Raw genomic sequence first — 13,303 nt, 5'->3', positions numbered from 1 at the left:
AGTAATACAATGATCAACTCCACCCTACAGCAAGCCTTTAACCGAGGCCAAGGGCTGAAAGTAATTAGCGGTTTAATGAATTTCAATCGCGCCAATGTCATGGCGGTAGTCAAAGCAGCCACTCAAGGCGGCGCGACCTTTGTAGATATTGCCGCCGACCCCGAATTGGTGGCGATCGCCCGGAATTTGACCCATTTACCTATTTGTGTCTCAGCCGTAGAACCAGAAAAGTTTCTCCCCTGTGTCCAAGCTGGGGCTGATTTGATTGAAATTGGCAATTTTGATGCTTTCTACGCCCAAGGACGGCGCTTTGAAGCTCCCGAAGTTTTGGAATTGACCCGTCAAACTCGATCGCTACTTCCTGAGATTACCCTATCGGTAACAGTTCCCCATATTTTGGAACTTGATCAACAAGTCCAATTAGCTATAGACTTAGTGGAAGCTGGGGCGGATATTATCCAAACTGAAGGGGGAACTAGCGCTAACCCCGTGCATCCCGGAACTTTAGGATTGATTGAAAAAGCTGCCCCTACCCTAGCCGCTGCCCGCGAAATTTCCCGCGCCGTATCGGTTCCAGTATTATGCGCTTCGGGAATTTCTAGTGTAACAGCACCTTTGGCGATCGCTGCTGGGGCGGCTGGTGTCGGTGTCGGTTCCGCTATCAACCGCCTGGATAATGAATTAGCAATGATTGCAGCCGTTCGTAGTCTGGTGGAAGCATTAGCCACTGTCAATACTTCCCGGATTTATCACTCTTAGAAAATGTTTACAGCCCCACAGTTCGTCTCTATCTTTGGCAGTCGGAATTATCCGCCCACCAGATGACAGTTGGGGCTGTACTCTAATCAAAATCTCCCGCGCTACTTAAAAACCAGATCGAATAATCTTCGATTAATTCATAATTATCAGACTCTTCGTCTGTGCATTCTAAATCCGCTAGGACTAGGGTAAATAATTTCTCATCGCTAACCCGTCGGACTTCCACTTTCAAGCCATCTTCTGCATCAAATTTATCAACAAAACTCAAAATTTCAAAAGTATCTTGATAGGAAGGATTGTTGATTTTTTGTTTCTGATATTCCTTTTTGCGACCCGAAGAAAATAAATATTCTTCTTCCCAATCAAATTCATCGCTTCCGGTCACATAACAAGGTAACTTGATTTCTTTTTTCAGGTATTGCAGATATAGTTTAAGTTTTTTTGTCAAACTATAAGAAGCCTTGAAACCCAACTTTTTGTTAGTCTTGGCTACCGCCTTTTCTAGGTCATCATCGGTAACATAATCCATGTATAAGTCATCAAGACCTTCGAGACCTTCAATATCACTTAGATTCAAGTGTTTGATGTGTTCAAACATCAATAAACGGGGATCTTCTGTTAGCTCGAATCGGTCTCTACTGTTACCACTACGGATATTAAAAGTAATCGTCTCATCAATTTGAATCCCCTCCAGGTGAGACGGATCGAGATGAGTCGAGGCCGATTTTAAGTTTTTCTGAAATTTTGTCATAATATTTGGGTTAGTGAACAACAGAAGTTACTTTAATTTGTTCTGGATAGATCCTAATAATCAACAGGAGACTAAAATTGTGACTCAAACCGTATCAACATCTCAGCCACAGATATACCAAGGACAGTTTGGTGAGTATACCATCACTGATGGCGATCGCCAGGGAGTCCTAGTATATAGAGTTAGTTTGGCGATCGCCGCCCTCTGCTTTGGTATAGGGACTGCTTTAGTAATATGGGACTCACACAACCCCATAGTCCTGCAACTGCTGACCCCTATTTATCTTGTGTTCTGGTTAGCTTTAGGGGTTAGCCTGTTCACAATTCATATCTATCTGATTATTTTACACAGATTCCTTCAGTTTTGTTGGCTCATGGGGGGTATTGCTACCCTAGTAGTGGCGATCGCAGATCCTGAACCCTTAGCCGTCACCGTTTATAATCAGCCATATAGCTTATTTGGTGTCGGTTTTACATTTGTAGCCCTAACAGGAATTTACTTTAAGGAGGCTTTTTGTTTTAATCGCATGGAAACCAAGCTGCTAACTCCCCTAGTCCCCCTATTACTGTTGGGATATATGGCGGGAGTGTGGACAGTGATCAATCAGAAATTTTTGTTATTTTTCTGGGCTATTCAATTTGGGATTTTTGCCCTCCGCAAGTGTTTCCAAGCCATTCCTTCTGATATTGGCGATAAAAGTGTATTTGATTACCTCCACCAACAGCGATCGCACAATTAAGTATAATTAACCCCAATACTAGCAGCCCCTAGAAGCCCGTTGTCAAACATAACCAGTCAATATTAGCAACCTGCCCTTTTCCCTAGCTAGGGGCAGGATATCTCCATATAAAGGCGATCGTAAATTATTCTTGACTGCCATGGCCACCAAGTCCATGATCGTATATATTTGATTATGGTAACATCCGTAATTTCATCCAAGTCCATCCGAATACCTCAAATGCTTACTCCACCGTAAATCTAATTTTCTTGATCAATTATCAAAACTTATGGAAACAATAGAGCCGGACCCAATGTCCATGGAACTACAAGGAAAACTTGTAATTGTAGATTTGGACGAAACGCTTCTTTTGCGAAACTCAACAGAAGAATATCTCAATTCTTTGCAGCCTCAAATTTTGGGGGCTGTTTTATTAATTGCCCTAGATATTCTCAAGCCTTGGAATTGGTTACCCGGACATCTCAAAGGAAACCAATCAAGGGATTGGTGTCGTGTAATTATTTCCACCCTAATTTTTCCATGGACTTTAATTTTTTGGCAACACAAAGCCAAGAAACTTGCTCATGATTATATCAACCAGGAACTGATACTAAAATTCCTGGAACAATTCCCATCAAAAATAGTCATTGCTACCCTCGGTTTTGATCTAATTATCAATCCCATTATTAAGAATTTCCAATTTTGTCCTGATGCTGTCATTAGTTGTCGGTTTTGGCAGGGAGGAGTTGATCGTCAACGGGGAAAGTATGAGTTAGTTAAAGCAGTATTAACTGACGAAGAAATCGCCAATGCCGCCGTGATTACAGATTCCACAGATGATCAGGTATTATTGGATGCAGTGGCATCACCCTATCTCGTGCAGTGGCTCGATGCTCAATATGTCCCCGCTATGGCTGATGCTTATATTCCATTTTTGTATCTCGAACGTGGTAAGCGCCCCGGCCAAAAATATTTTATCAAGAACATTATCGCAGATGATTGGTTAGTCTTGATTTTGGCGATCGCTTGGATAAGTCCTTATCCAGCTTTACAATCAATCATGATGCTGTTTTTGCTTTTATCTTTTTGGTGTATCTACGAGTATGGCTATGTAGATAATGATATCATCGCCGAAACTTTTGAGCAAAAACCTACTCTCACCCCCACCTATCAAAAATACAAAAATCGTGTCCACCTCTCGCAGGTTTGGTTATGGGCGATAATTTTGGCAACCCCTGGACTTTTCTTATTGGAGGTGATCAAACTTCAATTAACCTCAGCAACTCTCAATTTATCCCTACTCAGATCTATGGCTTTAGATGGTATCCTATGGCTAACCTTTCTGGGCTTGGTATTTGGTCTTTTTTGGAGTTATAACCGCCTTGATAAACAAACCAGAATTTGGCTATATTTCGGGTTGCAAGCAAGTAAATGTTTTGGATTTTTGATGGTAACTACCACAAATAGCATAGGTATTATGTTATTTGCTTCTCAAGTTTTAGCCCGCTGGATCGCCTATATTGTTTATCGAGTCGGTAAACACTCCGAATGGATAGATTTTCCGGGAGAACTTTTCCGCTGCTTTTTGTTTACATTTCTGATAATTTCTGTCGCCCTAGGAACTGGGAAATTATCCATTTTACTAAGTGGGCAAACTCTCGTTATTTTTGCCTGGTGTGCTTACCGAGGACGCAAGCAATTTGTCAATATTTGCCGTCAAGCATACCCAATATATAAGGATAAAACTGTCGTCTAATTGCCAAAATAACAGCTTGCACAGGTTAAGATTAGCTGGCTGTGCAAGCTAGGCAAGCTGTAGCATCCTGTTTTTTTTCAGGTAGTATAACCTTGGATATTTTCCGGGTTAAATTGTTTGAGGGTGCGGGTAGCTTTACGGACTAAAGTTTCCGAACCTTGAACCACCACTAGATATTTCCCAGCATTAAGGCGATTCCGATAGGGTACAGCATCTCCACCCCCAATAATCAAGCCTACCCCGCCGCCAGCGAGAATGCTACCGAGTCCCCCAGAAATACCGCCCAGAATACCACCGATGAAATGATCGCCAATTTCCCCCGCCCAAGCAAAGGTATTAAGCCCGGTGATTAAGCTGAAAGTGTAGCCCGCCACAAACCCAAAAGGAATCAACCAACTAGCCATCAGTTTAACCTGTTTGCGGGCAGGATCATAGGGGTCAATCAAGCCAAACTCATCAGCGCTTTTGTATCCTCTGCCTAAAATACTTACTTGACTGATAGGGATTTCGTCTTTTTCTAAAGCTAAATAGGCAGCCTCAGCTTGAATGCGATCGGGTAAAACAGCAATTAGGTAGTTCATATATGATGATTAGATTATTGGATATACGGCCGCAATTCTGTTAGTCACTAGGTTTCATGATCCCCTGTTAATGTTGGGAAATGCACCATAATGCTGTGGTTAATCATCAATGGGCCTGATGCCGGGGACAATCACAACTGAATTTACTAAATTTTTGTGAACAATTTTTGGTAGCTCGTCCCCCTTAACGCTAGAATAGTTCACTGCGGTATTTTTAGCCGCGATCGAGATCTGCATCAACAGACTCTCTCAATTTACCACGAATCCTCCAATCAAGGAAGTTGTGGTGAATCCCCTACCGTTGCAATTTATTGGCCTAACCATGCCTAAGGTTCTTGTATCTGATCCGATTGATCAAGTTGGACTTGACATTCTCTCTCAGGTGGCTCAGGTTGATGTCAAAACCGGACTACCTGCTGAGGAACTGGTAAAGATTATTCCCGAATATGATGCCCTGATGATCCGTTCTGGTACTCGTGTCACCAAAGAAATAATAGAAGCGGGTACTCATCTGAAAATTATTGGTCGGGCTGGTGTGGGGGTGGACAACGTGGATGTTCCCGCCGCCACCCGCCAAGGAATTGTCGTAGTGAACTCCCCCCAAGGTAACACGATCGCCGCCGCCGAACACGCTATAGCGATGATGTTAGCCCTATCGCGCCATATTCCCGAAGCCAATGTATCCGTAAAAAACGGCCAGTGGAATCGCAAACAGTTTATTGGGGTAGAAGTTTACAAAAAAACCCTGGGGATTGTCGGTCTTGGTAAAATTGGTTCCCATGTAGCAGCCGCAGCTAAAGCTATGGGGATGAAATTACTGGCTTATGATCCATTTATTTCCCAAGATCGCGCAGAACAGTTAGGCTGTCGGTTAGTAGACTTAGATTTACTCATCCGCGAGTCAGACTATATCAGTCTGCATATGCCGAAAACTGAGGAGACCTATCATTTAATTAACGCAGAGGCTCTCGCTCAAATGAAACCCACAGCTCGTATAATTAACTGCGCTCGTGGGGGTATTGTGGATGAGGTAGCTTTAGCAGAAGCTCTGAAAAGTGATCAAATTGCTGGGGCGGCGGTAGATGTTTATGAAAACGAACCCCTAGAGGAAAATTCCCCCCTGCGGGAGTTGGGTCAAAAGGTGATCCTCACTCCCCACTTGGGAGCATCCACAGAAGAAGCTCAAGTTAATGTAGCCATTGATGTAGCTGAACAAATTAGAGATGTATTGTTAGGATTACCAGCTCGTTCAGCGGTCAATATTCCGGGATTATATCCCGATGCTCTCGAACAACTCAAGCCTTATCTACAACTGGCGGAAACCTTGGGAAATTTGGTCAGCCAACTGGTAGGAGGTAGGGTAGATTTCTTGGATATCCGCTTACAAGGGGATTTGGCTAATCGCGATAGTAAACCTGTGGTGGTGGCGGCTCTGAAAGGTTTGTTATCTCAGGCTCTGCGGGAGCGGGTTAATTATGTTAATGCTACCATTGAAGCCAAAGAGCGCGGTATTCGGGTGATTGAAACTAGGGATGCTTCGGTGTGTGACTATACCGGCTCTCTGCATTTGGAAGCGAAGGGATCTTTAGGTACTCATTCGGTGACGGGGGCTCTATTGGGCGATCGCGAAATTCGGGTGACAAATATTGATGATTTCCCCATTAACGTACCGCCGACTCGTTATATGTTATTTACTCTCCACCGAGATATGCCGGGAATTATCGGTAAAATTGGGTCGCTCCTCGGTAGCTTTAATGTAAATATTGCTAGTATGCAGGTCGGTCGTAAAATTGTACGGGGAGAGGCGGTGATGGTTTTAAGTTTAGATGACCCATTGCCGGACGGACTGTTGAGTGAGATCATGAAAGTAGCAGGTATCCGGGATGCCTATACGGTAACTCTCTAAATTCAACGAAATTGGGGTGCTGGACTTAATGGCTCCCGGCAGACTAAACTGGGGGTAGAAAGTGGAGAATCAGATGCTCACACTACGTTAGGGTGAGATACATTCTCTTAATACTTCTGGTGAGTTAAATGCTCGCATATTGTCCGGCCCCAAAAGTAACTGATATGGCACATAGCTGGTGGGAAATTCGAGTAGTCTGTGATTTGAACCTAGAAGAAACTGTCTTCTGGAGACTCGACAATTTTGGCTTTCGGGGAACAGCCAGTCAAACTAAACATCAGTCTTGTTTGATTTGTGCCTATTTACCAGAGGAACAAGCTCATCTTTTGGATCTGGCGGCTTTATCTATTTTGCTGCGCCAGGATGCTTTGTGCATGGAAATGTCTATCCCTATTGTGCAATGGGATCTCATTGATGAGGAAGACTGGTCTAGTAGTTGGAAGGATCATTGGAAACCAACGGAAATTGGCGATCGCTTTTTGATTTATCCGGCTTGGCTAACTCCCCCGGAAAATAGCGATCGCTTGATTTTACGTCTTGACCCTGGGGTGGCTTTTGGTACGGGAGCCCATGCTACTACTCAGCTTTGCTTGGAGTCCCTAGAAATGCGTTTGGGAATATTAGGAGAAAATCCGATCACTATTGCTGATATCGGTTGTGGATCGGGAATTTTGGGTATTGGTGCGATCCTATTGGGGGCGACTCAGGTTTATGGTGTCGATACTGACCCCTTAGCGGTGCGATCGGCTAATGAAAACCGCGACCTCAACCATATATCACCAGAACAGATGATTAGTGACGTGGGGAGTGTTCAGGAGTTGATTAAGCGGGTTCAAAGACCTGTTGATGGGATTTTATGCAATATTTTGGCTGAGGTGATTATGGATATCATTCCTCAGTTGGACTCCCTCACTCAACCTAATAGCTGGGGGGTTCTCAGTGGTATTTTGCTAGAACAGGCTAAACCGATCGCTGATTTATTAGAACAACATGGCTGGATCGTCGCGACTCTCTGGAAGCGACAGGACTGGTGCTGTTTCAATATTAGACGTTGTTGATGGTTCAACATCTGACCAACTCTCACTATACTGATGATTTTAGAGGTAATATGGCTGATTTTGACTGGATAAGTGCCTTAATGGGCGGGATTTTAATTGGTCTGAGTGCTACCCTATTATTAGCTTTTAATGGTCGGATTGCTGGCATTAGTGGCATGGTTAATGGGGCGATTACTTTTAAATCCCAGGAGGCTTGGCGATGGCTGTTTATTCTGGGTTTAATAGTTGGTGCTGCTATTTATGAATATGGATTGCCAACGTCGCCAACTCCCCCGTCAAATTTTGTGCCTGTGCTAATGATTATTGGTGGTTTTCTGGTGGGGTTTGGTACTCGTATGGGTAACGGTTGCACCAGTGGTCATGGTGTTTGTGGCTTGGGTCGCTTTTCCATGCGATCGCTTATAGCAGTTCTCTCATTTATGACCACTGCTTTTATTACTGTATTTATAATGCGTCATGTTTTGGTGCTGTAATTTATGAACCTCAAAGAAAATTTAATTGTCTTGGTTTCTGGGATTTTATTTGGTTTAGGACTGGGTTTATCCCAAATGATGGATCGCGATCGCGTTTTGAGATTTTTAGATGTTGTGGGAGTTTGGGACCCTACTTTAATCTTTGTCCTGGGCGGCGCTGTGGGGGTGACAGCGATCGCTTTTCGGTTTGTCCTCCGTCTTCCTCACCCCCTATTTTCAAACAAATTTTATCTACCTACACGCCAAGATATCGACCCCACTTTAATCATGGGGGCGGCTATTTTTGGCATTGGCTGGGGTATTGGTGGCTACTGTCCGGGTCCGGCGATTACCGCCCTAGTTTTAGGTATTCTTAACCCGGTATTGTTTATAATCGCGATGATTGCTGGGTCCTTGGCTTATACTCTCTCATCTAAGCTGACGGGTCCTGGGCCGAAGTAGGAAACCATCATTAAAGAACCAATTAGGGCTAAGTTCTTTAAAAATGCCGTTTTCTGACCAGGATCATCTAGGAAATTGTGGAAAACTAGGGTGGTGGGGATTAAAAATAAAATCAAAATAATCGCCCCCCAACGGGTTTTATAACCTAGAATTAAAGAAAAAGCACCCACTAATTGAAACACAATATTTCCTAATAGCATTAAATTGGGATGCGGCAATCCCCGCAATGCTATCATTTCCTCGGTGGCGGCGAAATCCAAGATTTTGCTAACGGATGAATTGATAAAAATGGTGGCTAAAAATGCTCGTCCAATTAGGGGAATATAATTCATAATCCAATTATCTTGAGACAACAAATGCGATCGCTTTCTTTGGGATTTATCCTTAAAAAACTCCATAGCCGGATCAGGACTATTTAAAAAGGCAATTTCCCGGTAAGGAGGGAGAATCGGTTTTAGCAGTCTCAGTCCTAAAACACAATCCCAGAACCAGTTATAGCCCACTGTTAACCGATTGCGCCATCCGGGTAGATAACACAGATGAATCACTAACCAAGTTAGCCAACCCCAAAATCCGGTGCTATTGAGGCGATCGCATGACAAAATCCCAGCATAGCGACTAATAATAGCAGCCTTGCCTTTATCAATATAACGAAAAGGTTGGGGATATGTTCCCCGTAACTGATGCAAAATATTGGTCGCGACGGCTTCCCCCTGTTGGATAGCTTCCGGGGCGATACCGCTAAGGCCATGCTCAGGCCAGAGAAAAGCTACATCTCCGATCGCATATACTTTAGGATGATCGCGAACTTGTAAAATGGGTTCGACAATGATTTTACCCTTGGCGGCGGTAGAGATTTGGTCAAGCTGGCTGGGATGGTCTGCTTGTACCCCGGCTGTCCAGATGATAGTTGGGGCGGCGATCGCTTCTCCTGTGTCTAATTCTACCCCCTGGGAGTTCACGCGCAAAACTCGACGATTTAACCAGACAGATACCCCCAATTGGCGTAAATGACGTTCACAATAGGCGCTAAACCGCTGGGAAAAGTTGGGAAGTAGGCGATCGCCCGAATGTACTAAAATCACCTTCGCCAGGGGGAATAACCGCCGCCAACCTAACAAAGCGCGGAGTTGGTCGATTAAACCTCCCGCCAATTCTATCCCGGTCGGACCGCCACCAACGATCACAAATGTCAATAACCGCGCGCGATCAATGGGTTCAGGTTCTAAAATAGCCCGGCGAATGCGATCGACGATATGATGGCGCACAACCGCCGCATCTTGTAGGGTATTTAAAGTTAAGCTATATTGAGCCGCCCCAGGGATGTGATCTAATTGGGGACGGCTTCCGGTGGCGATGACGAGGATATCATACCTGATTTGTCCGTGATCTGTATCTATCCATTGATATTGATCATTAATCCCCTCAACGTTAGTCTGGATAAATTCGACATTAGGATATTTTTTGAATGCTGACTGGAGGGGATAAACGATTTGGTGGGGATAGAGTAAGCCGGTGGCTACTTGATACAGTAGGGGTATAAAAGTATGGTAGCAGTTGCGATCGATTAGCAACACATTCGCGCCCGCCTTGGCTAGGAGGCGGGTTGCTGTTAAACCACCAAATCCAGCGCCCACAATGACAATGCGATCGCTTTTTAACACCATGGGACTCGGGTTGCTCAACTAACATTTTTCTGATGTTAACAAATTCCCGCAATTTTTGCCTTCCAGTAGCTTAGTTCAACCCAAGCCTCTCACGCCACCTAGGGACTCTGCTGTTAGGCGCAAGTTAACCAAGGGGGTTGGTATAAGTTTATCTATTTCCTCACCCCTTCTCGGTTGAATAATTGGGGAGGCTTCCAGAAACCTTTTTACAGCCGATTCACCCTATCCCAAATATCCGAGGTAATTGATTGTGACTAATCCTGAATTAGTCAACATTTCACAAAGAAAGCGGGTTTCTGGTAGGATAGGGATACGTCGCATTCCGATGTCCTCGCGATCGCTTCATAAATATTTAAGAAATTAACCCGGTTTCGGGGGACAATAGGGGTGCTATCTCTATTTGTGTGGCGATCGCGTTAACAACCCATCACCTATTCATTGATCAGCCAGTTTTCAATTTTTAAGTTAACAATATTTTGGAAATGCTTTAAATTATCTGTAACTAAAATAAAATCTCGCGATCTTGCTACGGCTGCAATCATGGCATCTAATTCTCCTGTGGGCTTACCGATGCGTCTGAGTTCTCCTTGAATTTGACCAAATTCACGAGCAGCAAGCAAATCAAAATCTACCAGATGTAGTAGACTAATAAACTGTTGTAATGTAGCCAAATTCTGTTCTATTATTTATGAGCAATAAACACCTTTGTAGAGTTCGTAAACCACAATAGAACTCAAATAAGAGGATTGAAAATGCTGGGCAAATTTGGGTACAGCATTGGGATGATTTTTGAGTAAAGCGATACAGATGTTAGTATCTAGCAAATACATAAATCAATCAAAATTAAATAATTCTCGACCGTGGTTTTGATGGCGTTTTTGAGCGATCGCTGTAAAGGTAGCATCTAAATCGGGTTGGTTTGACCAAGCACCAAATAGTTGACAGAATTGCTGCCAATGTTCTTCTGGTGTCCGGGGGAGGGGGGGGCTAATTTCCAGGATAATTTCAGAGCCATCAGGGACCGCAATATTTTCGGTTAGCTCAATAGTTTTACCGCGTTTAATGCCTCGGATTTGCATAAATATGGCTCTCATTTTTTTTCAATGCTATTTCAGTTTAGCACATAGATTTTTTAAAGACAAGAAACCGGGTTTCTGGTAGGATAGCGATCGCATCACCAAGATTTAAGAAATTAACCCGATTTCTGAGTCTCTGGAATGGGGTAAAATGGGAGTGCTATTCCCTACCCGGTGCGCCGCTATGGATGAAGAGCGATCGTCGGGTTATCTCTCCCTGATTCAAGAACTCCTGGAATGTCCGGGTGGGGAGAACAAATCCTCGGCAGTCATCAGGGGTTAGTGGATGGGGGGTTTGTGCAGGTGTGCGAGTTGGTAGCGGCACAGTTGCAGCCTTGGGTGAGGGGAATTATGAACCCAGCCGGTTAACCTGGGATAATTGCCCTAGCTTGACATCAAAAGATGCGGTTTCATCACAGCCAGCCTGTTGATTGATGCGAACAATCAAATAATCAGAAAAATCAGCATTTCCCAACTTCATTTGATGAATTGCCCAAGCGATATCATCGGAATTTTCAAATATAAAAATATTGGTATTTAAGAGATTTTCTAGGATAGTGATGAGTTGGTCTCGACTAATTTTATACTGACTGCGTAATACCCAAACCACTTCACAGAGGACAATATTATTAATCAAGCAGGGTTGATGATTTTCTAGGGCTTGATTGATGTATTGATCCGCTTGCTGCCATTGTGATTCATCGTCTCGGACTAGAAAGCGGACGATTACATTGGTATCCAAACCTTTCACATCGATTCTACCGCACCTTCAACAATGGCTTGTTCCATTTCCGCTAGAGAAACGGTTTTTCTGTCAGGGTCGTAGAGACAACCCGATAAGGTACGGACATCAATTTGAGCCGCTTTTGGGGCGGGTTCTAAATAGACTTTGCCATCAGGGGAAATGGCGATATTAATTTGGTCGCCCGGTTTTAAGTGCAGCCAGTCGATAATTTCTGGGGGAATGGTGGCGGTTCCGGTAGCAGTGATTCGGGTCAGTGCCATAAGGGGGTAATTCAATGGATTTATAGGATATATTTTAACGTACTAGAGCCTAATTGTGGAGGCTAAATCCGTAAAACGGCGGGGTCAAGAAATCGGGTTTCTAGCAGCATCGCGATTCCTTCACAAAGATTTAACAAAGAAACCCGGTTTCTGAGGGTTGGGAATGGGGTAAAATCGGGGTGCTATCCCCTACCAGATGTGCCGCTATGGATGAACAACGAGTTCAAGCCTATCTCTCCCTAATTCAAGAATTCCTTGCCGCTACGGGTAGGGAGGATATGCAGCGACTCAGGGAACAATGGAGAATGGTCGTCAATTAGGCGCTGAAAAGTGTTAGGGTGGATACAATGGCTAGAGATAAATTCCACTATGCTGTCAGACGGGGTTTAGAAAAACAAGAATGGCAGATTACCCACGATCCCTTACGTTTAGAGTTAGGACCGGATGACCGTGTAGAGATTGATTTAGGGGCGCAGCAACTCTTAGGGGCGCAGCGAACCGGAGAGAAAATAGCAGTGGAAATCAAGAGTTTTTTGAATGACTCCGCTATGTTAGACTTTCATTTGGCATTGGGTCAGTTCTTAAATTACCGTTTAGTTCTCCAAAGACTTGAGCCGGAGCGAACTCTTTATTTGGCCATCCCCATAACTGCGTATCAATCATTTTTTTATCGACAATTGCCGCAACTTTCCATCCAAACTTATCGTATAAAATTGATAACTTATGAACCGAACGATGAGGTAATTTTGCAATGGATAGAGTAGCCAAGTATAGAGAGATTATTCAGGAACTATTGACGGAATATTCGACGGGTTCTCCGTTGGGGGGAGAGATTGAATCAGAAACGGTTTTCGATGTCAAAGCCGATCGCTATTTGGTGGTTGATTTAGGATGGAATGAAACCCGGAGGATTTATAATTGCTTGATTCATCTGGAAATTCGTTCCGGAAAAATCTGGATTCAGCGCAATCAAACGGACTGTTCTTTGACCGATGAGTTGTTAAGTCAGGGTGTGGAGAGGGAAGATATTATTTTGGGGCTACAGCCGCCTGAGTTGCGAAAATATACAGGTTTGGGGGTGAGTTAGTCAGTGGGAAGAAACAGGGGTCAAA

At 43.9% G+C, this 13,303-nt stretch carries 17 protein-coding genes; 10 read left to right on the top strand and 7 right to left on the bottom strand.

The window, feature by feature from the left end; translation table 11 throughout:
• The first annotated feature begins 9 nt into the window (after positions 1-9).
• Positions 10-759 (top strand): DUF561 domain-containing protein, encoded by a 750-nt coding sequence (locus tag N39L_RS20545; protein ID WP_014276218.1) that lies wholly within the window; start codon positions 10-12, stop codon positions 757-759.
• An 82-nt stretch (positions 760-841) separates the two neighbouring features.
• On the opposite strand, the gene N39L_RS20540 is transcribed toward N39L_RS20545, so the two are convergent.
• Positions 842-1,510: a calcium-binding protein gene (locus tag N39L_RS20540; protein ID WP_006618202.1), complete on the bottom strand. Its 669-nt coding sequence runs from the start codon at positions 1,508-1,510 to the stop codon at positions 842-844.
• Between the two features lie 79 nt (positions 1,511-1,589).
• On the opposite strand from N39L_RS20540, the gene N39L_RS20535 reads away from it, so the two are divergent.
• The gene (locus N39L_RS20535) at positions 1,590-2,249 is read left to right on the top strand and encodes a DUF2301 domain-containing membrane protein (protein ID WP_014276217.1); all 660 of its coding nucleotides are present in this window, start codon (positions 1,590-1,592) and stop codon (positions 2,247-2,249) included.
• A gap of 292 nt (positions 2,250-2,541) precedes the next feature.
• Complete coding sequence (locus N39L_RS20530; RefSeq protein WP_006618204.1) at positions 2,542-3,984, top strand: hypothetical protein; 1,443 nt, start codon at positions 2,542-2,544, stop codon at positions 3,982-3,984.
• Between the two features lie 77 nt (positions 3,985-4,061).
• Here the strand turns inward: N39L_RS20530 and N39L_RS20525 are convergent, their stop codons facing one another.
• On the bottom strand, positions 4,062-4,565 hold the full coding sequence (locus N39L_RS20525) for a hypothetical protein (protein ID WP_006618205.1): 504 nt from the start codon (positions 4,563-4,565) through the stop codon (positions 4,062-4,064).
• A gap of 322 nt (positions 4,566-4,887) precedes the next feature.
• Here N39L_RS20525 and serA point away from each other — a divergent pair, with 322 nt between their 5' ends.
• The 4 genes from serA (at position 4,888) to N39L_RS20505 (ending at position 8,443) form a co-directional block, all read left to right on the top strand.
• Complete coding sequence (gene serA, locus N39L_RS20520) at positions 4,888-6,471, top strand: phosphoglycerate dehydrogenase (protein ID WP_006618206.1); 1,584 nt, start codon at positions 4,888-4,890, stop codon at positions 6,469-6,471.
• A 164-nt stretch (positions 6,472-6,635) separates the two neighbouring features.
• Positions 6,636-7,529 (top strand): 50S ribosomal protein L11 methyltransferase, encoded by an 894-nt coding sequence (gene prmA, locus N39L_RS20515; protein ID WP_014276216.1) that lies wholly within the window; start codon positions 6,636-6,638, stop codon positions 7,527-7,529.
• A 50-nt stretch (positions 7,530-7,579) separates the two neighbouring features.
• Positions 7,580-8,002 (top strand): YeeE/YedE family protein, encoded by a 423-nt coding sequence (locus N39L_RS20510; protein WP_035736782.1) that lies wholly within the window; start codon positions 7,580-7,582, stop codon positions 8,000-8,002.
• Between the two features lie 3 nt (positions 8,003-8,005).
• Positions 8,006-8,443, top strand: coding sequence for a DUF6691 family protein (locus N39L_RS20505; protein WP_014276214.1), 438 nt, complete (start codon positions 8,006-8,008; stop codon positions 8,441-8,443).
• On the opposite strand, the gene N39L_RS20500 is transcribed toward N39L_RS20505, so the two are convergent.
• The 5 genes from N39L_RS20500 to N39L_RS20480 form a co-directional block, all read right to left on the bottom strand.
• A complete protein-coding gene (locus N39L_RS20500; RefSeq protein WP_231851973.1) occupies positions 8,401-10,128 on the bottom strand; it encodes an FAD-dependent oxidoreductase in 1,728 nt (575 codons plus the stop codon). The genes N39L_RS20505 and N39L_RS20500 overlap by 43 nt on opposite strands.
• Positions 10,129-10,541: 413 nt before the next feature.
• Complete coding sequence (locus N39L_RS20495) at positions 10,542-10,781, bottom strand: type II toxin-antitoxin system VapC family toxin (RefSeq protein ID WP_014276213.1); 240 nt, start codon at positions 10,779-10,781, stop codon at positions 10,542-10,544.
• A 162-nt stretch (positions 10,782-10,943) separates the two neighbouring features.
• Positions 10,944-11,204, bottom strand: coding sequence for a hypothetical protein (locus tag N39L_RS20490; RefSeq protein ID WP_231851972.1), 261 nt, complete (start codon positions 11,202-11,204; stop codon positions 10,944-10,946).
• Positions 11,205-11,535: 331 nt separating this feature from the next.
• Complete coding sequence (locus N39L_RS20485) at positions 11,536-11,937, bottom strand: type II toxin-antitoxin system VapC family toxin (RefSeq protein ID WP_006618213.1); 402 nt, start codon at positions 11,935-11,937, stop codon at positions 11,536-11,538.
• Entirely contained in the window at positions 11,934-12,191 is a 258-nt protein-coding gene (locus N39L_RS20480; protein WP_006618214.1) for an AbrB/MazE/SpoVT family DNA-binding domain-containing protein, read from the bottom strand. The genes N39L_RS20485 and N39L_RS20480 overlap by 4 nt, the downstream gene beginning before the upstream one ends.
• A gap of 179 nt (positions 12,192-12,370) precedes the next feature.
• On the opposite strand from N39L_RS20480, the gene N39L_RS20475 reads away from it, so the two are divergent.
• From N39L_RS20475 to N39L_RS20465, 3 genes are read left to right on the top strand one after another with little or no spacing between them, the layout of a single operon-like run.
• Complete coding sequence (locus tag N39L_RS20475) at positions 12,371-12,511, top strand: hypothetical protein (protein WP_157888719.1); 141 nt, start codon at positions 12,371-12,373, stop codon at positions 12,509-12,511.
• Positions 12,512-12,538: 27 nt separating this feature from the next.
• The gene (locus tag N39L_RS20470) at positions 12,539-12,955 is read left to right on the top strand and encodes an element excision factor XisH family protein (protein WP_014276211.1); all 417 of its coding nucleotides are present in this window, start codon (positions 12,539-12,541) and stop codon (positions 12,953-12,955) included.
• Entirely contained in the window at positions 12,943-13,278 is a 336-nt protein-coding gene (locus N39L_RS20465; RefSeq protein WP_014276210.1) for a XisI protein, read from the top strand. Before N39L_RS20470 ends, N39L_RS20465 begins: the two co-directional genes overlap by 13 nt.
• Positions 13,279-13,303 lie beyond the last annotated feature (25 nt).

The organism is Limnospira platensis NIES-39, from assembly GCF_026000695.1.
Taxonomy (GTDB): Bacteria; Cyanobacteriota; Cyanobacteriia; order Cyanobacteriales; family Microcoleaceae; genus Limnospira; species Limnospira platensis.
Note: the sequence above shows the minus strand (reverse complement) of the source record. Positions and strands in the feature narration are given on the sequence as shown.

Bases quoted from the DNA above. Each gene is read 5' to 3' on its own strand.
- N39L_RS20545 (WP_014276218.1), top strand. From the start codon at position 10: ATGATCAACTCCACCCTACAGCAAGCCTTTAACCGAGGCCAAGGGCTG.
- N39L_RS20540 (WP_006618202.1), bottom strand. From the start codon at position 1,510: ATGACAAAATTTCAGAAAAACTTAAAATCGGCCTCGACTCATCTCGAT.
- N39L_RS20530 (WP_006618204.1), top strand. From the start codon at position 2,542: ATGTCCATGGAACTACAAGGAAAACTTGTAATTGTAGATTTGGACGAA.
- N39L_RS20525 (WP_006618205.1), bottom strand. From the start codon at position 4,565: ATGAACTACCTAATTGCTGTTTTACCCGATCGCATTCAAGCTGAGGCT.
- serA (WP_006618206.1), top strand. From the start codon at position 4,888: ATGCCTAAGGTTCTTGTATCTGATCCGATTGATCAAGTTGGACTTGAC.
- prmA (WP_014276216.1), top strand. From the start codon at position 6,636: ATGGCACATAGCTGGTGGGAAATTCGAGTAGTCTGTGATTTGAACCTA.
- N39L_RS20510 (WP_035736782.1), top strand. From the start codon at position 7,580: ATGGCTGATTTTGACTGGATAAGTGCCTTAATGGGCGGGATTTTAATT.
- N39L_RS20505 (WP_014276214.1), top strand. From the start codon at position 8,006: ATGAACCTCAAAGAAAATTTAATTGTCTTGGTTTCTGGGATTTTATTT.
- N39L_RS20490 (WP_231851972.1), bottom strand. From the start codon at position 11,204: ATGAGAGCCATATTTATGCAAATCCGAGGCATTAAACGCGGTAAAACT.
- N39L_RS20480 (WP_006618214.1), bottom strand. From the start codon at position 12,191: ATGGCACTGACCCGAATCACTGCTACCGGAACCGCCACCATTCCCCCA.
- N39L_RS20470 (WP_014276211.1), top strand. From the start codon at position 12,539: ATGGCTAGAGATAAATTCCACTATGCTGTCAGACGGGGTTTAGAAAAA.
- N39L_RS20465 (WP_014276210.1), top strand. From the start codon at position 12,943: ATGGATAGAGTAGCCAAGTATAGAGAGATTATTCAGGAACTATTGACG.